The sequence below is a fragment of the Caballeronia sp. ATUFL_M2_KS44 genome, assembly GCF_023630965.1.
Classification (GTDB): Bacteria; Pseudomonadota; Gammaproteobacteria; order Burkholderiales; family Burkholderiaceae; genus Caballeronia; species Caballeronia concitans.
In genome coordinates, this window is sequence record NZ_JALQEA010000020.1 from 255,431 (window position 1) to 279,003 (window position 23,573).

22 protein-coding genes and 1 pseudogene are annotated in these 23,573 nt (G+C 63.9%); 11 read left to right on the forward strand and 12 right to left on the reverse strand.

From position 1 onward, the window contains the following. Window positions 1-173 precede the first annotated feature (173 nt). The 5 genes from mtgA to mpl all read right to left on the reverse strand — a co-directional run bounded on the left by mtgA (window position 174) and on the right by mpl (window position 5,907). Entirely contained in the window at window positions 174-938 is a 765-nt protein-coding gene (gene mtgA, locus NCR39_RS11325; protein ID WP_250452273.1) for a monofunctional biosynthetic peptidoglycan transglycosylase, read from the reverse strand. Further along, complete coding sequence (gene aroE / locus NCR39_RS11330; protein ID WP_250452274.1) at window positions 938-1,780, reverse strand: shikimate dehydrogenase; 843 nt, start codon at window positions 1,778-1,780, stop codon at window positions 938-940. The genes mtgA and aroE overlap by 1 nt, the downstream gene beginning before the upstream one ends. Then, a complete protein-coding gene (locus NCR39_RS11335) occupies window positions 1,777-3,831 on the reverse strand; it encodes a ribonuclease catalytic domain-containing protein (protein ID WP_250452275.1) in 2,055 nt (684 codons plus the stop codon). The genes aroE and NCR39_RS11335 overlap by 4 nt, the downstream gene beginning before the upstream one ends. A gap of 61 nt (window positions 3,832-3,892) precedes the next feature. Continuing rightward, window positions 3,893-4,492 carry a YqiA/YcfP family alpha/beta fold hydrolase gene (locus NCR39_RS11340; protein ID WP_250452276.1) on the reverse strand — a complete coding sequence of 200 codons (600 nt, stop codon included), beginning with the start codon at window positions 4,490-4,492 and terminating at the stop codon, window positions 3,893-3,895. Next, entirely contained in the window at window positions 4,489-5,907 is a 1,419-nt protein-coding gene (gene mpl, locus NCR39_RS11345; protein WP_250452277.1) for a UDP-N-acetylmuramate:L-alanyl-gamma-D-glutamyl-meso-diaminopimelate ligase, read from the reverse strand. Before mpl ends, NCR39_RS11340 begins: the two co-directional genes overlap by 4 nt. 175 nt (window positions 5,908-6,082) lie before the next feature. On the opposite strand from mpl, the gene NCR39_RS11350 reads away from it, so the two are divergent. The 10 genes from NCR39_RS11350 to NCR39_RS11395 all read left to right on the forward strand — a co-directional run bounded on the left by NCR39_RS11350 (window position 6,083) and on the right by NCR39_RS11395 (window position 14,207). After that, window positions 6,083-6,739 carry a UDP-N-acetylmuramate--alanine ligase gene (locus NCR39_RS11350; RefSeq protein WP_250452278.1) on the forward strand — a complete coding sequence of 219 codons (657 nt, stop codon included), beginning with the start codon at window positions 6,083-6,085 and terminating at the stop codon, window positions 6,737-6,739. Between the two features lie 22 nt (window positions 6,740-6,761). Continuing rightward, window positions 6,762-7,298, forward strand: a complete 537-nt coding sequence (locus tag NCR39_RS11355; protein ID WP_250452279.1) for a TlpA family protein disulfide reductase — start codon at window positions 6,762-6,764, stop codon at window positions 7,296-7,298. 195 nt (window positions 7,299-7,493) lie between these two features. Next, on the forward strand, window positions 7,494-7,760 hold the full coding sequence (locus tag NCR39_RS11360; protein ID WP_250452280.1) for a hypothetical protein: 267 nt from the start codon (window positions 7,494-7,496) through the stop codon (window positions 7,758-7,760). 73 nt (window positions 7,761-7,833) lie between these two features. Then, window positions 7,834-8,307, forward strand: a complete 474-nt coding sequence (accB, locus tag NCR39_RS11365) for an acetyl-CoA carboxylase biotin carboxyl carrier protein (protein ID WP_250452281.1) — start codon at window positions 7,834-7,836, stop codon at window positions 8,305-8,307. A gap of 151 nt (window positions 8,308-8,458) precedes the next feature. Continuing rightward, window positions 8,459-9,826 carry an acetyl-CoA carboxylase biotin carboxylase subunit gene (gene accC / locus NCR39_RS11370; protein WP_087128626.1) on the forward strand — a complete coding sequence of 456 codons (1,368 nt, stop codon included), beginning with the start codon at window positions 8,459-8,461 and terminating at the stop codon, window positions 9,824-9,826. A gap of 19 nt (window positions 9,827-9,845) precedes the next feature. Next, entirely contained in the window at window positions 9,846-10,748 is a 903-nt protein-coding gene (gene prmA / locus NCR39_RS11375) for a 50S ribosomal protein L11 methyltransferase (protein ID WP_250452282.1), read from the forward strand. 49 nt (window positions 10,749-10,797) lie between these two features. Then, the gene (locus tag NCR39_RS11380; RefSeq protein WP_250452283.1) at window positions 10,798-12,048 is read left to right on the forward strand and encodes a DUF3426 domain-containing protein; all 1,251 of its coding nucleotides are present in this window, start codon (window positions 10,798-10,800) and stop codon (window positions 12,046-12,048) included. 85 nt (window positions 12,049-12,133) lie between these two features. Next, the gene (gene tpx / locus NCR39_RS11385; RefSeq protein ID WP_250452284.1) at window positions 12,134-12,634 is read left to right on the forward strand and encodes a thiol peroxidase; all 501 of its coding nucleotides are present in this window, start codon (window positions 12,134-12,136) and stop codon (window positions 12,632-12,634) included. Between the two features lie 129 nt (window positions 12,635-12,763). Next, window positions 12,764-13,702, forward strand: coding sequence for a carbohydrate kinase family protein (locus tag NCR39_RS11390; protein ID WP_040051211.1), 939 nt, complete (start codon window positions 12,764-12,766; stop codon window positions 13,700-13,702). A 25-nt stretch (window positions 13,703-13,727) separates the two neighbouring features. Next, window positions 13,728-14,207 carry an outer membrane lipoprotein gene (locus NCR39_RS11395; RefSeq protein WP_040051212.1) on the forward strand — a complete coding sequence of 160 codons (480 nt, stop codon included), beginning with the start codon at window positions 13,728-13,730 and terminating at the stop codon, window positions 14,205-14,207. A 247-nt stretch (window positions 14,208-14,454) separates the two neighbouring features. On the opposite strand, the gene NCR39_RS11400 is transcribed toward NCR39_RS11395, so the two are convergent. The 6 genes and pseudogenes from NCR39_RS11400 to NCR39_RS11420 form a co-directional block, all read right to left on the reverse strand. Beyond that, complete coding sequence (locus NCR39_RS11400) at window positions 14,455-15,213, reverse strand: histone H1-like repetitive region-containing protein (protein ID WP_250452285.1); 759 nt, start codon at window positions 15,211-15,213, stop codon at window positions 14,455-14,457. Window positions 15,214-15,244: 31 nt separating this feature from the next. Beyond that, window positions 15,245-15,569 (reverse strand): annotated as a pseudogene (locus tag NCR39_RS29770) (hypothetical protein). Between the two features lie 103 nt (window positions 15,570-15,672). After that, window positions 15,673-16,920, reverse strand: a complete 1,248-nt coding sequence (locus tag NCR39_RS11405) for a ribonucleotide-diphosphate reductase subunit beta (protein WP_250452286.1) — start codon at window positions 16,918-16,920, stop codon at window positions 15,673-15,675. 17 nt (window positions 16,921-16,937) lie between these two features. Further along, a complete protein-coding gene (locus tag NCR39_RS11410; protein WP_250452287.1) occupies window positions 16,938-17,306 on the reverse strand; it encodes a hypothetical protein in 369 nt (122 codons plus the stop codon). A gap of 250 nt (window positions 17,307-17,556) precedes the next feature. Then, window positions 17,557-17,766 carry a DUF3820 family protein gene (locus NCR39_RS11415; RefSeq protein ID WP_250452288.1) on the reverse strand — a complete coding sequence of 70 codons (210 nt, stop codon included), beginning with the start codon at window positions 17,764-17,766 and terminating at the stop codon, window positions 17,557-17,559. Between the two features lie 7 nt (window positions 17,767-17,773). After that, window positions 17,774-17,968, reverse strand: coding sequence for a hypothetical protein (locus tag NCR39_RS11420; RefSeq protein ID WP_250452337.1), 195 nt, complete (start codon window positions 17,966-17,968; stop codon window positions 17,774-17,776). On the opposite strand from NCR39_RS11420, the gene NCR39_RS11425 reads away from it, so the two are divergent. After that, window positions 17,886-19,283 carry an MFS transporter gene (locus tag NCR39_RS11425; protein ID WP_250452289.1) on the forward strand — a complete coding sequence of 466 codons (1,398 nt, stop codon included), beginning with the start codon at window positions 17,886-17,888 and terminating at the stop codon, window positions 19,281-19,283. The two genes, NCR39_RS11420 and NCR39_RS11425, sit on opposite strands and share 83 nt — an antisense overlap. Window positions 19,284-20,060: 777 nt before the next feature. Here the strand turns inward: NCR39_RS11425 and NCR39_RS11430 are convergent. Next, a complete protein-coding gene (locus tag NCR39_RS11430) occupies window positions 20,061-23,060 on the reverse strand; it encodes a ribonucleoside-diphosphate reductase subunit alpha (RefSeq protein ID WP_250452290.1) in 3,000 nt (999 codons plus the stop codon). Window positions 23,061-23,573: the final 513 nt, after the last annotated feature.

The following is a 23,573-nucleotide window of genomic DNA, read 5'->3' on the forward strand; positions in this document are numbered from 1 at the left end:
GTGGCGCATCCATCGAAAGCCTGCACGGATTGTAGGTCCGCCTATCTCGATAATTCAATATGTGATCGACACGCTCACATAATGGGAACCAAGCTGACAGATGAAAGCCGGCCAAAAACGAAAAAGCCCTGATTAATCAGGGCTTTAATATGTTTAGCGACGCAGACTAAATATCATTCGGGCAATTCCGCCGCGCCCATTCGCCGCGCGATGACGCGTGAGCGCGCCGACAGATACGCGGAGTTGCGATGGTCGTCGAAATACTTCGGGCGCGGCAGCATGACGGCCAGGCGCGCGCTTTGTCCCGCCGTCAGTTTCGCCGCCGATGTCTTGTAGTAATACTGCGCCGCCGCTTCCGCGCCGTAGACGCCGTTGCCCCACTCGACCGAATTCAGATAGATCTCGAAGATGCGCTGCTTGTCCATCCAGAATTCGAGCATCCACGTGATGACCAACTCTTGCGCCTTGCGGACATAGCTCTTTTCCCGCGATAGAAACAGGTTGCGCGCGAGCTGCTGCGAAATGGTCGATCCGCCCGCGACGATTTTCCCGCGCGCCTTGTTCTTCTCCCACGCTTGCAGGATCGCGTCCGTTTCGTAGCCGTTGTTGTTGACGAAGTTCGCATCCTCCGACGCGATGATCGCCCGCTTCAGATTCCGCGATATCTGGTCGTAAGGCACCCACGTGCGTTGCAGCGCGGTGCCGGGGCGCGTCTTCGCGAGCGTCCACGCGTCGGCGCGCATGAAGGCGGTCGAGCCGGGATCGAGCTTCGTCCAGATGCCGATCTGCACGAAGAAATAGAGTTGCGTCGCGATGACCGCGATGACGAACACCGATACCGCGTAGCCGATCCATCGCGCCGGACCCAACCGGACGCCCCGGCGCGTCTGCCGCGCGCGCGGCGGCGACGTGTGGCTCGGAGCGGGCGCGGTCGTCATCAGGCTTTCGCGGCCAGCGTCTGGCGCAATTCGCGCAATACCGCGCCGCCGTCCGGGCGCACGCCGCGCCAGATGAAGAACGATTCGGCCGCCTGCTCGACGAGCATGCCGAGACCGTCGGCTGCGCGCGCGCCCAAGCGTTCGGCGTGCTCCATGAAGACAGTCGGTTTCGGGCCGTACATCATGTCGTAGGCGAGCGTGCCGGGGCCGAACGCGGCGTCGTCGCATTCGGGAAGCGCGGCGTCGAGACTGCCGGCCGTCGCGTTGATGACGACGTCGTAGCGCGCTTTTTCCGCGCTCTTGGCGCCGCCGCCCGCGAAGCGCACGCCGCTTTCCTTTGCGCGCGCCGCGAACTGTTCGACGAGTTCGTGCGCCTTCGCCGCCGTGCGATTGACGATGGTGAGCGCCGCCGGCTGCCGGTCGAAGATCGGCAACACGACGCCGCGCGCCGCGCCGCCCGCGCCGAGCAGCAGAATCCGCGCGTCTTTCAGGCTCACGCCCAGATTGACTTCGATGTCCCGCACGAGGCCGACGCCATCGGTGTTGTCGCCGCGCACGCCGTCATCGCCGAAAGAAAGCGTGTTCACCGCGCCCGCCGCCGCCGCGCGCGGCGACAGGGAATTCGCGAAGGCGTGGGCGTCGAGCTTGAACGGCACGGTCACGTTCATGCCGCGCCCGCCCGACGCGATGAAGGTCTTCACCGCCGCCTCAAAGCCGCCGAGCGGCCCGAGAATGCGGCCGTACTCGACCGGCTCGCCCGTCTGCTCGGCGAAGCGCGCGTGAATCCACGGCGACTTGCTGTGCTCGACCGGATTGCCGATCACTGCGTACTGGTCTTTCATGCCGCCGGTTCCTCCGCGTTGCCGGGCGATTCCGGCTGAGGCTGCTCCGCCGAAGCTTCCGCCTGCGCTTCGGCTTCGCTTTGCGCGCTGAGATCGTCGGCTTCGATGATCTCTTCTTCCGCTTCGTCTTCTTCGACGGGCGCGCTCGCGGACGGCGCGTCGATCACGTTCAGCAGACGGCACGATGCCTCGACGGTCAGCTCGTCGATCGACACCACTTCGAGCATCACGCGCGTGCCGCGCGCGTGCACGCCGAGACCCGGCACGTGCAGGATCAGCGGAATCTCTTCGAGACGCACGAGATCGTCCTTCACCACCGACGCCGGAACGTGCCGCTTGTTCTCCTGCTTGAGCCAGCGCAGGCACCAGAAATACTCCATCCGGCGCTGATGATCGGCGTACGCGGTGTAGGTATCGTCGAAACCCTGCACGACGGCGAACAGGTCCGCGTCCTTCGGCTTGAACGGCGCGGCGAGCTTCGCGGTCACGCCGTGCTGCACGCACGCGAGCAGTTGCCACTGATTGACGAGATCGACGTATCGGCGCAGCGGCGACGTGCTCCACGCGTATTGCGCGACGCCGAGACCTTCGTGCGGCGCGGGCGTCGTCTGCATGCGCGTGCGCTTGGGGCCGGGACCGCCGAAACCGCGCTGCGAGCGATAAATGCCCGGCACGCCGTGATCGTTGAGGAACGCGCCCCACGACGAGTTCGCGAGAATCGCCAGTTCGGCGACGATCAGATCCAGCGGCGATCCACGGCGGCGCGGCGTGATGGTGATGTGCTCGCCATCGACATAAAAGTTGAAGTCGTTGTTGCGCTGCACTTCGCGCTTGAGGCCGAACGTCGCGCGCGCCTGCTGGCGCTTTTCGAAGAGCGCCTGCGCGAGCGGCCACAGCACGGCGATGTCTTCCTTGTGCGGATAGTCGCCCGTTCCGGCGGCGAGGCTTTCCTCGGTGACGTGCTCGTCGAGATGGTTGTGCCGCAGATTGCTCTTCACGAAGACGCGTTCGGCGCGCGTTTCCGTCGCGACGATGTCCTGCGTCTCCCGATTCACGATGATGTAAAGCGACAGCGCCGGACGCAGCCCGCCTTCGCCGAGCGTGAACACCTCGACGACGTTGTCGGGCAGCATCGTGATCTTGTCGCCGGGCATGTAGACCGTGGACAGACGGCTGCGCGCGATCGAATCGATGGTGTCGCCCCGCGCGATGCCGAGCGCCGGCGCCGCGATGTGGATGCCCACGCGCACGCGGCCATCGGCGAGATGTTCGACGGAGAACGCGTCGTCGATTTCGGTGGTGGTGACGTCGTCGATGGAAAACGCCTGGACGTTCGCCTCGGGCAAATCATCCGGCAACGGCGACGGCTCCACCGCCGGAAAGCCGATGCCGTGCGGGAAGAACTCCGACAGGAAGCGCGCTTCGTGCAGCGCCCGCGCCGACGCGATGCCGCCGCATTCGAGCATCAGCCGCGCCTGCGAAATGCCGCGCGCGGCGGCGGCGGCTTCGAGCGCCTTGTATTCGATCGAATTCTTGTCCGGCTTCGTCAACAGGCCGATGGCCTTGCCTTTCAGCGCCTCGGGCAGCTTGCCCGCCTTCAGTTCCTCTTCGTAGCCCGCCTGCACGAGCGCCTGCTGACGCTTGCGCTCCAGCGACGCGAGCGCCATCTGCAACTGTTCCTGCGGCGCGCGCTGATACTGCCCGCGTCCCTTGCGCCGGAAATAGACCGGCGAGCCGTGCATGCGCAAGACGAGCGCCGCGCGTTCGGTCGGGCCGAACTTGTCGCCGAAATAATCCGCGCCGAGCGTGGCGAACGGAAACTCCTCGTCGGGCGCGCATTCCCACAGAAAATCGAGATCGATTTCCTGCGCGATGGCGTCGGCTTCCTGCATCAGATCGCCGGCGGCGGGCTTCTCGAATTCGATCAGCACGTCCTTCGCGCGCACCTTGGCGCGGCGTCCGCCCGGCAACTCGACCTGGAACGCGTCGCCCTGTTTCGACAAGACCGAGCCGGCCTTGAAACTACCCGATTCCTCGAAGAAAACGTTCACTCAATACTCTCGTAAGACGGTGGACCGGCTCGCTGCGCGCGCGCCGGCGTATGAATGGATGTCACGCGGCCGCGGGCGCGAGCGCTGCGCGCGGCGTTTGATCGCAGAACGCGAGCACGTCGGCGAGATGGTCCGCGAAGTCGCTGATCGCGTGATTGCTGCCTTCGATCAATGTCGTGCGCACGCCGGGATAGTGGGCGAGCATCGCGCGATAGTCGAGCACTTCGTCGCCGGTCGCGGCAATCAGAAAGTAGCGCTCGGGGCGCGTGACGGCATCGACGTGAAGCGCGCGCAGTTCGTCGAGATGGCGCGGCAACACGGTGATGCTGCCGCCGCCGTGCCACAAAGGCTGATCGCCGAGATACGCGCTGAGATCGACGTCGGGCATCACGGCGGGATTGAGCAGCACCGCGCGCCAGCCGTGCTTTTCCGCGAGCCACGTCGCGTAATAGCCGCCGAGCGAACTGCCGACGACGGTGACATCGTCCGGATTGACCGTGCCGCCGATGCTTTCCGCCAGCGCGATGGCCTCGCGCGGCGAGACCGGCAACACCGGGCACTGCCATTCGCTCAGCCGGCCGAGTTCCGCGAGGCGCGCGCGCATCATGCGCGCCTTGAACGATTGGGGAGACGAGCGAAAGCCGTGCAGGTAGAGAATCACGCGGGGCCTCTTGCGGTTGTCCCCGGGTTGGGACGCGCCGACAGCGCGTCGAGCAATTTCTGATGCACGCCGCCGAAACCGCCGTTGCTCATCACGAGCACGTGGTCGCCGGGGCGCGCGGCGGCTGCGACCGCTTTGACCAGCGGTTCGATGTCGTTGAACGCCTGCGCCTTGTCTCCGAGCGGCGAAAGCGCTTCGGCCAGATCCCAGCCGAGCTTGTCGCGGCCATCGCGCGCGCCGTAGCCGAACACGAGATCCGCGCCGGCGAGGCTCGCGGGCAGCTGCGCTTTCATCGTGCCGAGCTTCATGGTGTTCGAACGCGGCTCCAGCACGGCGAGCACGCGCGCGTGACCCGAATTGCCGATGCGCGTGCGCAGTCCCGCGACCGTGGTTTCGATGGCGGTCGGATGATGCGCGAAGTCGTCGTAGACGGTGACGCCGTCGACGCTGCCCTTCACTTCCATGCGCCGCTTGACGTTGCGAAAGCTCGCGAGCGACTTGACCGCTTGCGACGCCGGCACGCCGACCGAGCGCGCCGCCGCGATCGCCGCGAGCGCGTTCATGCGATTGTGCTCGCCCTGAACCTGCCATTCGACGACGCCCAGCCGCTCGCCTTCCCAATACACGGCGAACTGCTCGTCGACGGGTTCGCCGTCGCGCGCGGGCAGCGCCTGCCATCCGCCGTCGACGCCGAATCGTTCGACGCCCGACCAGCATCCGCGCGACAACACGCGTTCGAGCGCGTTCTCGCGCCCGTTCGTGACGATGCGCCCGACGCCCGGCACCGTGCGCACGAGATGATGGAATTGCGTTTCGATGGCGGCGAGATCCGGAAAGATGTCCGCGTGATCGAATTCGAGATTGTTCAGCACCGCCGTGCGCGGCCGATAGTGGACGAACTTCGAGCGCTTGTCGAAGAACGCGGTGTCGTACTCGTCGGCTTCGATGACGAAGAAGCTCGAATCCGTCAAACGCGCGGAAATGCCGAAGTTGAGCGGCACGCCGCCGATCAGGAAGCCGGGATTCATGCCGGCGTCTTCGAGCAGCCACGCGAGCATGGAGCTTGTCGTGGTCTTGCCGTGCGTGCCGGCGACCGCGAGCACCCATTTGCCCGCCAGCACGTGCTCGCCGAGCCATTGCGGACCGGACGTGTACGGCAGGCCGCGATCGAGAATGGCTTCCATCAGCGGATTGCCGCGCGACACCACGTTGCCGACGACGAACAGATCCGGCTCGAGCGACAACTGCTCGACGCCATACCCTTCGATCAGTTCGATGCCCTGCGCTTCGAGTTGCGTGCTCATCGGCGGATAGACGCCCGCGTCGCAGCCGGTGACCTTGTGGCCCGCTTCCCGAGCCAGGACGGCGAGACCGCCCATGAAGGTGCCGCAGATGCCGAGGATGTGGATGTGCATAAACCGTGTCGCGCCGCGCGGGCGATGAAGTGCGGAAAAGAGAGACGGGCGCTCGGCGACGAAATTCGTGCAGGAACGCGCCTGGAGGCGCATATTGTAACCGAGCGCGCCGGCCGCCTTGCAGCGCGCCTGCAGGCCGCAAAGGCCGCCGGGCGTTATCTAGTATGATTCCCCAATGGTTCGCAAATCACACATCGATCCGCAGCGCGTGCGCGAGGAAATCGCGATCGCGGCAGCGAGAATGATCGCCGAAGACGGCCTCGACTACTCCACCGCGAAGCGCAAGGCGGCGCGGCAAGTCGTCGGCGAGGCGAAGATCGGCGGCGAGTTCTTGCCCGACAACGACCAGATCGAAGAGGAAATTCGCGAGTATCAGGCGATTTTCCAGAGCGACAGCCAGCCCGCCGTCCTGCGCCGCATGCGCGAGGCCGCGCTCGACTGGATGGAGCGGCTCAAGCCCTTCGATCCGTATCTGACCGGCGCGGTGCTCAACGGCACGGCAGGCGAGCATTCGGACATCCATCTGCAATGCTTCTGCGACAACCCGAAGGAAGTCGCCATTTACCTGCTGAACGCCAACATTCAGTACGACGTCTCCGAGACGCGGCACTTCGCGGGGCGCGGCTATGTCGAGACGCTGAGCTTTCTGATTCGCGAGCGCGGCGAGGAGCCGATCGGCGTGCATATCGCGCTCTACGGCGCCGACGATCTGCGCGGCGCGGTGCGTGCCGACGGACGCGGACGGCTTGCGCGCGCGAACGCGGCGGCCGTGCGCGCGTTGCTCGACGATCCCGGCCATTCCGATCGTCCGCCGCTCGAAATCGGCGGATGAATCTCACAAAATTCTCATCTTCATGAACAGCAAACGCATCCTGGCGGCTCTCGCGGTCGCAATCGCCGCGACGATCGGCGGTTTTTACGCGGGCCACACCTTCACCGGCGTCGATACCGAAGCCGCCACGCCGAACACCGGCGCGGTCGATCAGTTGTGGAAGATCACGCCGCCCGCCGCCGCCGGCACGTCGCAGCCGCTCGCGGCCTTCAAGGGCAAGCCGGTCGTCGTCAATTTCTGGGCGTCGTGGTGCGGCCCGTGCGTCAAGGAAATGCCGACGCTCTCGGCCATCCAGCGCGAGTATCAGAAAAAGGGCATCACGTTCATCGGCCTCGGCGTGGACAGCGAGAAGAATGTCAACGACTTCCTGAAGAAAGTCCCAGTCGATTACCCCGTCTACGTGACCGGCTTCGGCGGCGCGGATCTTGCGCGGAGTTTCGGCAACAACGCGGGCGGGTTGCCATTTACCGTTGTGATCGACGCAAAAGGCGCCGTTCGGTCGACAAAACTCGGCGAAGTCAACGAAGCGGAGCTGAAGCGCACGCTCGACGCGCTGTAAAAAATCGCCGCTCGTTGGCGCGTGTTTTGCATAAGTAAGCAGCAATTTAGCGTGCTTTTGCGGGAACTTCGTCCTTCGGGCGCGACAATGCCGGTAAATTGTCCCGTCCCGTTTTCGACGTCTGCACGGTAAAACTAGACAAAATTCTCTAAAAGGCGCTAAAGTGCGCCGAATTCCGCACAACCCGAAGCGACCATGATCATTCCGCCGGTGCCGAAAGGCCATGCAGCCGATGAAGCCGATAGCCGCGCAAGCGGCCCCGGCTGCCGCGCCGCGTGCGATGTGACTGCTCGCGTGCCGTTCGGGCGCGCGCTTCAAAGCGATCACGCGGAGGCGTTCACGACGAACGCCGCCGACGTGCCGATCGACTCCGCCGATTTTGTCGCCGGCGCATGGACGGGCGCACCGATGCGCCGCGCGCATGCGTACGCCGCACGGCTGGCCGCGCCGGCTCGCGGCTGACAGTCAGAACACCCACAAATCAAGTCAAGCACCGGGCAGTCCCGGTCTCCAAGTATTGAAAGGGGATTTTTCGATGGACCTTCGTAAACTGAAAACGCTGATCGACCTCGTCTCGGAATCCGGCATCTCGGAGCTGGAAGTGACGGAAGGCGAAGGCAAGGTTCGCATCGTCAAGAACGCAGCACCGGTCTACATGCAGGCGCCGCAGCAGTACGCGCCGCAAGCGTCGGCTCCGGCCGCGCCGAGCTTCTCCGGCGGCGTGGATGCCGGCGCGAGCGCGCCCGCGACGCCCGCCTCCGCTGCGCCGCAAGGCCACATCGTGACCTCGCCGATGGTCGGCTCGTTCTACCGCGCGCCGTCGCCGGGCGCGGACCCGTTCGTCCAGGTCGGCGATACGGTGAAGGAAGGCCAGACGATCTGCATCATCGAAGCGATGAAGCTCCTGAACGAGATCGAAGCCGACAAGTCCGGCGTCGTGAAGGAAATCCTCGTCGAGAACGGTCAGGCGGTCGAATACGGCCAGCCGCTCTTCGTGATCGGCGACTAAGCGCGTCGGGCCGTGCGCCGGACGCTTCGCTCCGGTCCGCCCGGCTTCACCGCGCCGGCGCACGCCATCCGGAACAATCCGGACGCGCGCGCCGCCGATTCGAATCCCGAGGGCCGCTCGCGCGTGCCCGTTGATGAGCCGACCCACAGCCATGTTTGAAAAAATCCTCATTGCGAACCGCGGCGAAATCGCGCTTCGCATCCAGCGCGCGTGCCGCGAACTGGGCGTCAAGACCGTCGTCGTCTATTCGGAAGCCGACAAGGAAGCCAAGTACGTGAAGCTCGCCGACGAAGCCGTGTGCATCGGACCGGCGCCGTCGAACCTGTCGTATCTGAATATGCCGGCGCTCATCAGCGCCGCCGAAGTCACCGACGCCGAAGCGATCCATCCCGGCTACGGTTTCCTTTCCGAGAACGCCGACTTCGCCGAGCGCGTCGAGCAATCGGGCTTCACGTTCATCGGGCCGCGCCCCGAAACCATTCGCCTGATGGGCGACAAGGTCACCGCGAAGCAGACGATGATCAAGACCGGCGTGCCGTGCGTGCCGGGCTCGGAAGGCGCGTTGCCGGACGATCCGAAGGAGATCGTGAAGATTGCGCGCGCGGTCGGCTATCCCGTCATCATCAAGGCGGCGGGCGGCGGCGGCGGACGCGGCATGCGCGTCGTGCATACGGAAGCGGCGCTCGTGAACGCGGTCAACATGACGCGCGAAGAAGCGGGCCGCGCGTTCGGCAATCCGCAGGTCTACATGGAGAAATTCCTGGAGAACCCGCGGCATATCGAAATTCAGGTGCTATCGGATTCGTTCCGCAACGCCATCTGGCTCGGCGAGCGCGATTGCTCCATGCAGCGCCGCCACCAGAAGGTGATTGAGGAAGCGCCGGCGCCGGGCATCGCGCGGCGGCTGATCGACCGCATCGGCGATCGTTGCGCCGACGCCTGCAAGAAGATGGGCTATCTCGGCGCGGGCACGTTCGAATTCCTGTACGAGAACAACGAGTTCTACTTCATCGAAATGAACACGCGCGTGCAGGTCGAGCATCCGGTGACGGAGCTGATCACGGGCGTCGATATCGTGCAGGAGCAGATTCGCATCGCCGCCGGCGAGAAGCTCGCGTTCCGCCAGAAGGACATTCAGTTTCGCGGCCACGCGATCGAATGCCGCGTCAACGCGGAAGATCCGTTCAAGTTCACGCCGTCGCCGGGACGCATCACGTCGTGGCACGCGCCGGGCGGCCCGGGCATCCGCGTCGATTCCCACGCGTACAACGGCTATTTCGTCCCGCCGAACTACGATTCGATGATCGGCAAGCTGATCGCGTACGGCGCGACGCGCGAGCAGGCGATCAACCGCATGCGCATCGCGCTGTCGGAAATGGTCGTGGAAGGCATTTCGACGAACATTCCGCTGCATCGCGAATTGATGATCGACGCGAAGTTCGTCGAGGGCGGCACGAGCATCCACTACCTCGAGAACAAGCTGGCCGCGCGCCAGGCGGCGGTCGCCGAAGAGTCCTGAGTTCGATAGAGACACGAGCATGAGTTACCGGGAACTGATCGCCGAGCTGGACCGCGAGCACGCCGAAGCGCTGTCGGATGCGCTGCTTGAAATCGGCGCGCTGTCGGTGTCCGTCGAAGACGCCGACGCCGACACGCCCGACGAGCAGCCGCTCTTCGGCGAGCCCGGCCTCACGCCGGAGCGCAGCGCGTGGAAGCGCTCGCGCGTCGTCGCCCTGCTCGCGCAAGACGCCGATCCCGCCGTGCTGCTCGCCGCAGCCGCCAACGAGATCGGCCTCACCGCGACGCCCGCGTTCAGCGTGCGCGAAGTCGAGGAACAGGATTGGGTGCGTCTGACGCAGGCGCAGTTCGAGCCGATTCCCATCGGCCAGCGCATCTGGGTCGTGCCGTCGTGGCACGACGCGCCGGATCCGTCCGCGCTCGTGCTCGAACTGGACCCCGGCCTCGCGTTCGGCACGGGCAGCCATCCGACCACGCGTCTTTGCATGGAGTGGCTGGAGCAATCGGTGCAGCCGGGGCAGTCGCTGCTCGATTACGGCTGCGGCTCGGGCATCCTCGCGATCCTTGCTAAGAAATGCGGCGCCGATCCCGTATTCGGCATCGACATCGATCCGCAAGCGGTCGAATCCGCGCGCCAGAACAGCGAACGCAATCGCGCGGAAGTCACCTACGGACTGCCGGATGAATGTCCCGCCGGCGAGTTCGATATCGTCGTCGCGAACATTCTCTCGAATCCGCTCAAGCTGATGGCCTCGATGCTTGCCGCGAAGGTCAAGCCGGGCGGACGCATCGCGCTGTCGGGCATCCTCGCGCGACAGGCCGACGAGGTCGCGGCGGTGTACGCGCGCTGGATCGATATCGGCGTCTGGCGCGACCACGAAGGCTGGGTCTGCCTCGCCGGGACGCGGCGCGAAAGCCTTTAGAATAGCGCCATCGTTCACGACGCGGCCGCGAGGCCATTGGCACTTTCATATGGCGCTGGCAACCCGCTGCCCACACTGCGAAACCGTATTCAGGCTCGACCCGCATCTGGTCGCGCCGCATGATGGCCGTGTGCGTTGCGGCCACTGTCAGGAAGTATTCGATGCCGCGCATCATCGCTTCGAGCTTCCCGACGACGCGGCCGCAGCGGGCGAAGCGCAGCACGCCGCCATCATCGACGATGAAGTCGCGGTCGGCCCGTCCACGTTATCGCGCACGAACGACGCCGACACGGAACCACCCACGCTCGCCGTGCCCCGCCCGCTGGAACTGGGCAACCGCGCCGCGAGCAAGCCGTCCACGCCCCCTCCCGCCGACGAAGACGACGACCCCACGCTTCATGCGAACGCGCCGGCATTCGCTGGCGCGTCGTCGCGTCCCGTTCGTAACGATGCCGCCAACGAACCGGCCGTGCAGCCGCCCGCCGACGATCGACGCAAGCCGTTCGTTCGCGTGAGCCCGCCGCACGACGATCCCGCGAAGCGTCCGCCGCCGCGCCCGGAGCCGCCGTCGTCGACGCGCTTCGTGAATCCCGTCGACGATCGCGCGGAACCGTTCATCGGACCGGTTCACGGCAACGCCGATGCACCGCCCGCGCGCCCCGCCCCGCCGCCCGAGCCCGCTCCCGCCTGGCGTGACGACGACGAACCCGGCTTCGGCGCCAGGCCGTCCGCACCGGGAGCCGCGCACGCGCCGAGCGCCAACGAAGCCTTCCCGGTGATGCGCGAATCGCGCCCCGCAGCGCAGCGGCCGAGCCCCGGGCGCAAGGGTTTGATCGCCGCCGGCTACGTGCTGGCGTTCGTGCTCGCGCTGCTGTTCTTCGTGCAGCTCGCGTGGTGGCAGCGCGAAGCGGTCATGGTCTACATGCCCGGCACGCGCGCGCTGTACGCGAAGGTGTGCATCGAAACCGGCTGCACGTTCTCGCCGCCGCGCTATATCGCGGGGCTGCAGATCGAAAGCTCGGGACTGCGTCAGGTCGACGGTCCCCACAAGCTCGAACTCAAGCTGATGCTGCGCAATCGCGCGGACGTCGCGCTCGCGTATCCGGCGCTGGAACTCACGCTGCTCGACGACAAGAACGAGGTCGCCGTCCGCCGCGTGCTGTGGCCGCAGGATTACGCGCGACCGGGTACGATATTCGCCATCGGCCTTCCGCCGCAGAGCGCGCAGCCGGTCGTCGTGCGGCTCGATACCGGCGACGCCGTCGCCGCGAACTATCGCGTTCAGGTCTTCTATCCGTGATCGCGCATCGGCGCATCTTCGCCGGCGCGTTCGCGACGCCAAGTGCATTTTCCCGTCAGCATCTGACACCTCTCTGGAGCGCAACATGAGTCAAGTTACCCTCGGCGGCAACCCCATCGAAGTCAGCGGCACGTTCCCGAGCGCAGGACAGCAGGCACCGGAATTCACGCTCGTCGGCACGGACCTCGGCGACATTTCGCTCGCGAGCTTCGCGGGCAAGCGCAAAGTGCTGAACATCGTGCCGAGCCTCGACACGCCGACCTGCGCCACCTCGACGCGCAAGTTCAACGAATCCGCCGGCAAGCTCGACAACACGGTCGTGCTCGTCGTCTCGGGCGATCTGCCGTTCGCGGCCAAGCGCTTCTGCACGACGGAAGGCCTCGCCAACGTGGTGACGGCATCGACGTTTCGCGGACATGAATTCGCGCAGTCGTATGGCGTCGACGTGACGAGCGGTCCGCTCAAGGGACTGACGGCGCGCGCGGTCGTCGTGCTCGACGAAAACAACAAGGTGCTGCACTCGGAGCTCGTGCCGGAAATCAAGACCGAGCCGAACTACGACGCAGCATTGTCCGCGCTGAAGTAATCGCATGACCGGACCGCCACGGCGGTCCGCATACGGGGCGCGGCAACGCTTCGAATCTGGAAAGCAACCGCCGCCGCGCGCCGTATGCGCCTCCTCTTCCTCGGCACCTAAACTAAAAGGACGTTCGCCTTGGCTACGCTCATCTGCGGCTCGCTCGCCTACGACAACATCATGACCTTCCAGGGCCGCTTCGGCGACCACATCCTGCCGGACCAGGTGCACATGCTGAACATCAGCTTCCTGGTGCCGACGATGCGGCGCAACTTCGGCGGCTGCGCGGGCAACATCGCGTATGCGCTGAAGCTGCTCGGCGGCGATCCGAAGATCATGGCGACGCTCGGCGAAGCGGACGCGCAGCTTTACATCGACCGGCTCGATGCGCTCGGTTTGTCGAAGGAATACGTGCGCGTGCTGCCCGAGCAGCATTCGGCGCAATGTTTCATCACCACCGATCTCGCGAACAACCAGATCACCGCCTTCCACCCCGGCGCGATGATGGAATCGCACCTCAATCGCGCCGACGAAGCGCAGGGCATTTCGCTCGGCATCGTGGCTCCGGACGGCGCCCGCGGCATGCGCGAGCACGCGGACGGCCTGGCGCGCGCGGGCGTGCCTTTTGTCTTCGATCCGGGTCAAGGATTGCCTATCCTTGAAGGTGTAGAGCTTTGTCGCATGATTGAACTTGCCACATACGTGGCGGTCAACGATTACGAAGCCAAGTTGTTGAGCAACAAGACCGGCTGGTCGATCGAAGACATCAAGAGCCGTGTCGATGCCCTCATCGTGACGCGCGGCGAACATGGCGCGCAGATTTATCATGAAGGCGGCGTGCTCGAGGTGCCGGCGGTGAAGGCGCAGCAGGTCGTGGATCCGACCGGTTGCGGCGACGCGTTCCGAGGCGGGTTGCTGTACGGCATCGAGAACAAGCTTGGCTGGGAAAAGACGGGGCGTCTCGCGAGTCTGATGGGTGCGTTGAAGATCGAGCATCAAGGCCCGCAAACCTACGCGCCGACGCGCACCGAAATCGAAGAACGGTTCAGGCAGGCGTTTGGAAGCAGCCTGTCGTGACTGCGTGGATGATTGGAGTAAAGGGATGAAAACGGTAAGTCGCATCGTGCTGGCAGCAGCGCTCATCGGCTCAGTCGCGCTGACGGGCTGCGCCTACAACAGCAGTTCGCCGGACGTCTACACGGCGTCGCAGGCGCAGCGCGAAGAAACGGTGCGCATGGCGACCGTCGAAAGCGTGCGCGGCGTGAAGATCAGCTCGAACAACGGCCAGCCGACGGGCCTCGGCGCCATCGGCGGCGGCGCGCTCGGCGGCGTCGCGGCGGGCAGCGCGATCGGCGGCGGCAACGGGTCGATCATCGCGGGGATCATCGGCGGTCTCGCGGGCGCGGTGGCGGGGAATGCGGTCGAGAACAGCGTCGCGACGAAGAACGGGCTGGAAATCACCGTGCGCCTGGACAACGGCGACATGCGCGCGATCACCCAAACGTCGAACGGCGAAGTGTTCCAGGCGGGCGAGCGGGTTCGCCTGCTGTCGAGCGGCGGCGTGACGCGCGTGACGCACTAGGCATCGAGGTATTCAGCCGAAGAATCCGCAGCGGGTCTTCGGCGACTGACAGAAGCGCATGTGTCGAAAGACGCATGCGCTTTTTCTTTGCGATGCGCGTTCGCGCGCGAGGCAGAGTCGCTTCGTTCGCCGAAGCGAAAAACCCGCCGCCGGGTTGCCCCGGCGACGGGTCGAGGCCGGGTAGGCCTACCCGGTCTTAAGGCACATCGAAGTGTGCCGTGGCGATGCGTACCGCTTGTACCGACGCTTACGGGCGGCTGCCCGTCGGGAACGGCCATGCCGCTGCCGGGTTCAGCGCCGTCTTGACCGCAGCGGCCGGAGCAGCCGGAGCGGGCGTCGAGACGGTCGTTGCCGTCGTTGCAGGAGCGGCAGCCGTCGTCTTCTTTGCAGCAGCAGCCTTCTTGGCCGGAGCCTTCTTTGCTGCAGGCGCGGCCTTCTTCGCTGCGGGCGCAGCCGCAGGAGCGGCAGCCGAAGCGGAAGCAGGCGCAGCGGGCGCAGCAGGAGCGGAAGCCGACTTCGCCGCCGCCTTCTTCGCGGGGGCCTTCTTCGCAGCAGCCTTTTTCGCGGGGGCCTTCTTGGCAGCAGCCTTCTTCGCGGCCGCTTTCTTCGCAGGCGCCTTCTTCGCGGCTGCCTTCTTCGCCGGCGCCTTCTTCGCGGCTGCCTTCTTGGTCGCTACTTTCTTGGTGGCGACCTTCTTCGCTGCGGCTTTCTTAGCGGGCGCCTTCTTCGCTGCGACCTTCTTGGCAGCGGCCTTCTTCGCCGGCGCCTTCTTCGCTGCGACCTTCTTAGCGGCTACTTTCTTGGTGGCCACTTTCTTTGCTGCCGCCTTCTTGGCCGGCGCTGCCTTCTTCGCAGCAACCTTCTTCACTGCGACTTTCTTTGCTGCAACCTTCTTCGTGGCGACCTTCTTCGCTGCTACTTTCTTCGCCGGAGCGGCCGCCTTCTTGGCGGTGACTTTCTTAGCTGCAGCCTTTTTCGCGGCGGGTTTCTTCTTGGCAACTGCCATGGTTTTTCTCCTTCAGGTTTTCAGATGAGAGTCAGTTCAAACAACACCCTTCGTCAAAACCCGCTTCCCGCGTGGAGGCTCTCGGGGCACACGCTACGAAGCGGATTATTCATCGGCGTACGCTGATCCCACCTGCTTACGCTAATGAATACGGCAAGGCGCGCCGTGCCCCAAGGCACCGCGCGCCAAATTAAGTCAGCGCCGATACCGCGCGCCGCCCATCGCTTGATCGAGCCAGCGAGCTTGCCGCTGGCGTTTTCCGGGGGGAAGTTTGCCCATCCCTTTGAAGGGAACGCAAAACGCCTGTCTTCAGATCGGACCACTCGGTCCGCCAGTTCAGTAGGCGCACTTTGCATCAGGCGACCGTTCTCCTAAACCTTGTCGGCCAGGCGCGCGTGAGTGTCACGCCGCTGCCAGGCCGTCCCATCGATTTCGTCTGCAACACGTCCTGGATTTTTATTATTCCCAGGTCAGCGCGCCGCCGGTTTGATACTCAATCACGCGTGTCTCGAAGAAGTTGCGTTCCTTCTTCAAGTCGATCATTTCGCTCATCCACGGGAACGGGTTTTCCTCGTTCGGGTAGAGCGGGTCCAGGCCAATCTGCTGGCAGCGCCGATTGCAGATGAAGCGCAGGTAGCTCTTGAACATCGACGCATTCAGGCCGAGCACCCCGCGCGGCATGGTGTCTTCAGCGTAGCGATATTCGAGTTCCACCGCTTCCTTGAAGAGCTCGCGGATTTCGGCCTTGAATTCGGCGGTCCACAGTTGCGGCTCTTCCAGCTTGATCTGGTTGATGAGGTCGATGCCGAAATTGCAGTGCATCGATTCATCGCGGAGGATGTACTGATACTGCTCCGCCGCGCCCGTCATCTTGTTCTGGCGACCCAGCGCCAGAATCTGCGTGAAGCCCACATAGAAGAACAGTCCTTCCATGATGCAGGCGAACACGATCAACGACTTGAGCAATTTCTGGTCCGCTTCCAGCGTGCCCGTGGTGAAGGCCGGGTCGGTCAGCGTCTGGATGAACGGGATGAGGAACTCGTCCTTGTCGCGAATCGACTTGACTTCGTGATACGCGTTGAAGATCTCGCTTTCGTCGAGACCGAGCGATTCGACGATGTACTGATACGCATGCGTGTGGATCGCCTCTTCGAATGCCTGGCGCAGCAGGAACTGGCGGCACTCCGGAGCGGTGATGTGACGATACGTGCCGAGCACGATGTTGTTCGCGGCGAGCGAGTCCGCCGTCACGAAGAAGCCGAGGTTGCGCTTGACGATGCGGCGCTCGTCGTCGGACAGGCCGTTCGGATCTTTCCACAGGGCGATGTCTCGCGACATGTTCACTTCCTGCGGCATCCAGTGGTTCGCGCAACCGGCGAGGTACTTTTCCCACGCCCACTTGTACTTGAACGGGACCAGCTGATTGACGTCGGTCTTGCCGTTGATGATCCGCTTGTCGGCGACATTGACGCGCGCTTCGCTCTGTGCGGCGATGGCGCCGGCGGACGGCGTAGCGGCTGCGGGCGGAACGAAGCCGTCCGAGAAGATGTTCGTCGAGTTCGACTGAGCAGTCTGATGGGTCGCTTGATGATCAGCAGCATGCGCTGCTTGCGTACCGAAAGTCGTGCCTTGAGCGTTGCGCAACGGGTTCTGTTGCGAAGCGCTCGAGGGAGCTACGGCAGTGGTCTCGTCATCCCAGTTGAGCATAAATTCTCACCATCAATTTAGATCGGTTTGTACCATCTTTTCATGAGCGATAAAAGAGCTTGCTCATGAAAATTCTCGTTTTCTATCGTTTGAGGTTCAGCGTTGCTACCTGCATACAACACTTGGCTCGAAGCTATGTGTGCGACGCGTGTTGCGAGCATCGATGAGACGAGTGTGAAGCGGTCCTCATCGACTGTCATCGAAGGCTTCGATGCGTGCTTACTGCGTGCTCTACTGCGTTGCATCGATGCTTCGACAGCCTTGCCGCGTGAGGCTTCGCGGCCGGTGACGGAAATGCTTCGAAGCGAAGGGGCGACGCAAGAGAAGCATGTGTCGGCGTGCGGCTCGCGATGATTCGCATGCTTGATCGACGCGGTGACGCTCATGCGACTTCGCTTCGTGATTCATGCGATGTCATCGGCGATGAAGCGGCATGTCGCACACGCCATCTTCGATTGCCTTCGAGCGCTTCGCACACGCCGCGCGAGTGGCTCAAGCACGTCGCTTCGCTGGCCGCCGCGCGCTTCGAATTCGTTGCCGAAGTTTAGCATCCGCGCGCTGTTTTCTACAAGATATTGTGTCCGCCGTTGCGGCCCCATACAACCTATAGCGTCGATGCGCAAGCACGAAAAAGCATCAGCGTCGCAGCGGATCGAGCAGAGAACGCAGGTTGTTGTGATCGATCTCGTGCATGAGCGCGAGTAATGCGCCGAGCTTGCCTGCAGGAAAACCCTCACGTGCGAACCATGCGAGATAGTGGCCGGGCAAGTCGGCGAGCAGCCGGTCCTTGTACTTGCCGTAGGGCATCGTCTGCGTGACGAGACGTTGCAGGTCTTGCGGGTCCATCGTTGCTTCACTCCTCGTGTATGTTCATCGCATCACATTGCGCGGCGCGAGTGGTCGGCAGGTGCTCCATATCGGTGCCATAATCGCCGCTCCTCCCGCCATGATGATCGCGCTCCCTGATGCCGCTCGCCGTCAAAGCTTTCATTGCCCCTCTCATCGTCGCGTGTGCGATGTTCATGGAAAGCGTCGACGCGAATGTCATCGTTACTGCGATTCCTGAAATGGCTCGCGCGTTCGGACGCGATCCCGTCACACTCAAGATTGCCGTCACGAGCTATGTGCTCGGCCTGGGCGTGTTCATTCCCATTTGCGGCTGGGTGGCCGACCGCTTCGGCGCACGCGTCGTGTTCCGCACGGCGATCGGCATCTTCGTGGTCGGCTCGCTGCTGTGCGCGGCGTCGACGTCGCTTGGCGCCTTCACCGTCGCGCGTTTCATTCAGGGCGTCGGCGGCGCGATGATGGTACCCGTCGGACGCATCATCATCTTCCGTTCGGTGCGCCGCTCGGAGTTCATTCGCGCGATGAACTACCTGTCGGTGCCTGCAATGCTCGGACCCGCCGCCGGTCCTTTGCTGGGCGGCTTCATCACGACGTATCTGCACTGGCGTCTGATCTTCTTCATCAACATTCCGATCGGTATCGCGGGCATCTACCTGACCAATCGATACATCGCCGACACGCGCGAGGAGCATCCGGGCCGGCTCGACTGGTTCGGCTTCTTTCTTTCGGCGAGCGCGGGCGTGTTGCTGCTGCTCGGGCTGTCGCTGGTCGGCGGCGAGCTGGTGCCGCAGAGCGTCGCCTTCGCGATGTGCGCCGTGGGCGCGCTGATGGTCGTGCTGTACGTGCTTTACGCGCGACGCGCCGAACGTCCGCTGCTCGACTTGCGTTTCTTTCGCGTGCCGACGTTTCAGGCGAGTGTCGGCGGTGGATCGCTCTTTCGCATCGGGCTTGGCGCCGTGCCGTTTCTTCTGCCGCTGGCGTTGCAGGAAGGGCTCGGCATGACGGCGTTCAAGTCCGGCGCGATCACGTGTGCTTCGGCGTTCGGCGGCATGTTCATGCGATCGCTGGCGTCGCGGGTGCTGCATCGCTTTGGCTTCAGGCAGACGCTTTTGTACAACGCGGCGTTGTCGGGGATTGCGATCGCGGCGTGCGGCGCGTTCTTTCCGGGCACGCCGACGTGGGTGATCTGGTCGGTCGTGCTGCTCGGCGGGTTCTTTCCGGCGCTGCAGTTCACTTCGCTCAACTCGCTCGCTTATGCGGAGATCGAGACGCGCGATGTCGGGCGGGCGACGAGTCTTGCCAGCTTCGTGCAGCAGGTATCGCTGGGGCTGGGCGTCACGATCGCGGGGATCACGCTCGAGCTTTCGCAATCGCTCAATGGACACGCGTCGGTGCGATGGTCGGACTTTTGGCCTGCATTTGCTGTCGTCGGGCTTTTTTCGTTTCTCTCGATGCCGGTGACTGCGCGGCTGGCGCGCGATGCAGGACATGAGATTTCGCGTGGCACGCGGGGATGAACGGGTTTTTTGCCGTGCGGCGTTGGGGGCGGGTTTGTTTGCTTCGCTTTTCGTGGAGTTTTTATTCGCGTCGGTCTATTAGCACGCCCCTCCCCGGGGCGGGGGTCACTTTCTTTGCTGCTGCAAAGAAAGTAACCAAAGAAAGCAGCTTTTTCGCCCGCACTTCGTTTTTGATGGTGCACTCCGTAGATCCACGTTGGCACTCAGTTTGAACCAGCCTTGAATCACCTTCCACGCCCGCTGAGCGCCATCCCATGCGAGCCCCCGGGCTCGACAACACCATCGGGCACTATCGCCCTCGCAAAACAATAAGATCCACGCGGCATCGGCAAAGCAGCGCTGCGCACGATGAGTCACGCGCGAAAAGCGGCGCGGCAAGTCACGTTCGCACGCATTGTTGCGGTGAACTTTTGCTGTCGCGTGGCGCGTTGCGCACCGATGGTGTTGACGAGCCCGGGGGCTCGCATGGGGTGGCGCTCAGCGGGCGTGGAGGGTGATTCAAGGTTGTGTCAAGCTGAGTGCCAATCTGGTTCTACGGAGTGACCAGACATTCAGTGCTTTGGGCCAGAAGGCTGCTTTCTTTGGTTACTTTCTTTGCAGCAGCAAAGAAAGTGACCCCCGCCCCGGGGAGGGGCAACCCAAATAGACCGACACGAATACAAATTCAGCGAGGAAAAAAAGAAAAAGACCGGCACCGAGTCGATACCCCGACCACGGTAACCGGCCTACCCGCTCCGGGGGAAGAAAGGCCCCCGTTAGCGCCGAGCTAAGAAACCCTTACTGACAGGCTTCGCACTCGTCGAACCCGGGATCCCCCGGACGCATCATGCAAACCGGCCCATCGGCTTCCGGCGCAGCCGCAACCGCCGCCGGTGCGGCATTGAAACCACCGCCCGCCGCCGAGGCCGACGAAGCCCCGAAGCCGCCGTTAGCACCCGACGACGAAGCGCCACCATCGCCCGAAGAAGGCACCGCATTGAGCGCACCGTGCGCAACGGTCGACTTCTCCACGTGCGTCGCCGCCATCGTGCGGAGGTAGTACGTCGTCTTCAGGCCACGCAGCCATGCGAGCTTGTAGACCTCGTCCAGCTTCTTGCCCGACGCGCCCGCCATATAGATGTTCAGCGACTGCGCCTGGTCGATCCACTTCTGACGGCGCGACGCCGCCTCGACGAGCCACTTCGGATCGACTTCGAACGCCGTCGCGTAGATCGCGCGCAAGTCCGCCGGAATGCGATCGATGCGCGACAGCGTGCCGTCGAAGTACTTCAGGTCCGACACCATCACCTCGTCCCACAGGCCGCGCGCCTTCAGGTCACGCACCAGGTAGTCGTTCACCACCGTGAATTCGCCTGACAGATTCGACTTCACATACAGGTTCTGGAACGTCGGCTCGATACACGCCGACACGCCGATGATGTTCGAAATCGTCGCCGTCGGTGCAATCGCCACGCAGTTCGAATTGCGCATGCCGTGCGCCGCGATGCGCGAACGCAGCGTCGACCAGTCCATCGACTCGGTCGTATCCACTTCCACATAGCCGCCACGCGCTTCAGCCAGCAGCTTCAGCGTGTCTTGCGGCAGGATGCCGCGATCCCACAGCGAGCCGCGATACGTCGCGTAACGGCCGCGCTCTTCCGCCAGCTCCGTCGACGCGTAGTAGGCGTAGTAGCACACCGCTTCCATCGAACGATCCGCGAACTCCACCGCCTCCTGCGACGCGTACGGCGTGCGCAGCAAGTGCAGGCAGTCCTGGAAGCCCATGATGCCCATGCCCACCGGACGATGCTTCAGGTTCGAATTGCGCGCCTTCGCCACCGCGTAGTAGTTGATGTCGATGACGTTGTCGAGCATGCGCATCGCCACGCTGATCGTGCGCTTCAACTTCGCGTGATCCAGCGCGAGCGTGCCGTCGGCCTGCTTCGTCAGGTGCGCGACGAGGTTCACCGAGCCGAGGTTGCAGACGGCGATTTCCGTGTCGCTCGTGTTCAGCGTGATTTCCGTGCACAGGTTCGACGAGTGCACGACGCCCACGTGCTGCTGCGGCGAACGCACGTTGCACGGATCCTTGAACGTGATCCACGGATGACCCGTCTCGAACAGCATGCCCAGCATCTTGCGCCACAGTTGCGCGGCCGGCACCTTCTTGAACAGCTTGATCTCGCCGCGCGCCGCCTTCTCTTCGTAAGCGACGTACGCCTTCTCGAAATCCGCGCCGAACAGGTCGTGCAAGTCCGGGCAGGTCGCCGGCGAGAACAGCGTCCAGTCGCCGCCTTCGTGAACGCGCTTCATGAACAGGTCGGGAATCCAGTTCGCCGTGTTCATGTCGTGCGTGCGGCGACGGTCATCGCCCGTGTTCTTGCGCAGTTCGAGGAATTCCTCGATGTCCAGGTGCCACGTCTCCAGGTACGCGCACACCGCGCCCTTGCGCTTGCCGCCCTGATTCACCGCGACGGCCGTGTCGTTCACCACCTTCAGGAACGGAACCACGCCCTGCGATTTGCCGTTCGTGCCCTTGATGTGCGAGCCGAGTGCACGCACGCGCGTCCAGTCGTTGCCGAGGCCACCCGCGAATTTCGAGAGCAGCGCGTTTTCCTTCAGCGCTTCGTAGATGCCGTCGAGGTCGTCGGCGACGGTCGTCAGGTAGCACGACGACAACTGCGAGCGATGCGTGCCCGAGTTGAACAGCGTCGGCGTCGACGACATGAAGTCGAACGACGAGAGCACGTTGTAGAACTCGATGGCGCGCGCTTCGCGGTCGATTTCGTTCAGCGACAGACCCATCGCGACGCGCATGAAGAACGCCTGCGGCAACTCGATACGCGTGCCGTCGACGTGCAGGAAGTAGCGGTCGTACAGCGTCTGCAGGCCGAGATAGCCGAATTGCAGATCGCGGTTCGCGTCGAGCGCGGCGCCCAGACGCTTCAGGTCGAACTGTTGCAGCTTTTCGTCGAGCAGGCCGGCTTCGACGCCGCGCTTGATGAATTGCGGGAAGTATTCGGTGTAACGCTCGCCCATTTCGGCTTGCGTCACTTCTTCTTCGAGAATCTCGCGGCGGATCGTGTGCAGCAGGATGCGCGAGGTGACCTGGCTGTACGCCGGGTCTTTTTCGATCATCGTGCGCGCGGCGAGAATGGCCGAGTCGTAGACCTGCGACATCGGCACGCCGTCGTACAGATTCTTCACCGTTTCGGCGACGATCGGATCGGCGGAAACGGCATCGCCCAGATTCGCGCAGGCGGACACGATCAGCGCTTTCAGCGCTTCGAGATCGAGCGGACGCGCGACGCCGTTGTCCGTCACGTTGATGACGCCGCCGTCATGCGACTGCGCATTCTGCCCGGCCGAACGCTCTTGCGAACGCTGCTGCGTGCGCTTCTCGCGATACAGCACGTAGGCGCGCGCGACGTTGTGCTCGCCGCCGCGCATCAGCGCGAGTTCGACCTGATCCTGAATGTCTTCGATATGGAACGTGCCGCCGTGCGGACGGCTGCGCACGAGCGCGCGCACGACCGCTTGCGTGAGTTGCTCGACCTGCTCGCGCACGCGGGCGGAAGCCGCGCCCTGCCCGCCATTGACGGCGATGAACGCCTTCGTCACGGCGATGGAGATCTTCGACGGCTCGAACGACACCACGCTTCCGTTGCGACGGATGACTTTGTAGTCGGCAAACGTCGTGTTGGGCGCGAGCGCCTGCGCGCCCGGAACCTGCGCACCGCCTGCGGGCTGTGCGGATGCGCCTTCGAAGGAAGTCGTGGCGTTTTCGGTGGTTTGCATGTGCAAAACTCCTGGTGTTCGAATGGTGCGGATGATCCGCGGATTTATCACTTGTGCCGCGCGTGCCGCGCCGTTGCGTGACGACGATGACCGCGCGGTGTTTTTGCGGTGAAGCCGAGCCGTGAAGCCAGCAAGCCCTGAACGCGATTCGCGGCGATGGCGGCCCGCACTGTTCTTGGCGTCGCGCGCGGGGCCCGCGTTGGCGCGCGGTTATCGGTCGACGCGACTCGCATTCACTTGCATGCGTTCTTCACGGTGCTGCTTGCTGACGCTCGGTGCGCCAAGGCGTTTCCATGCTTCGAAACCGCCCTGCACACCGCCCCGGGCCAGCTAAACTTCTCTTACTCCGGAAAGCCAACGGCGCCGGCTCATGGGAGCGGGCGCCGCCTCAACAACACAAGATATAGTGCAAAGTACGTCTTTCGGCACCAAGTATAGTGGAACTTCGCACGGTCTCAAAAAGGTTTTTTTGCTGATGAAACGCGCCGCCGGGCTTGACTTCTGTGGCGGCAA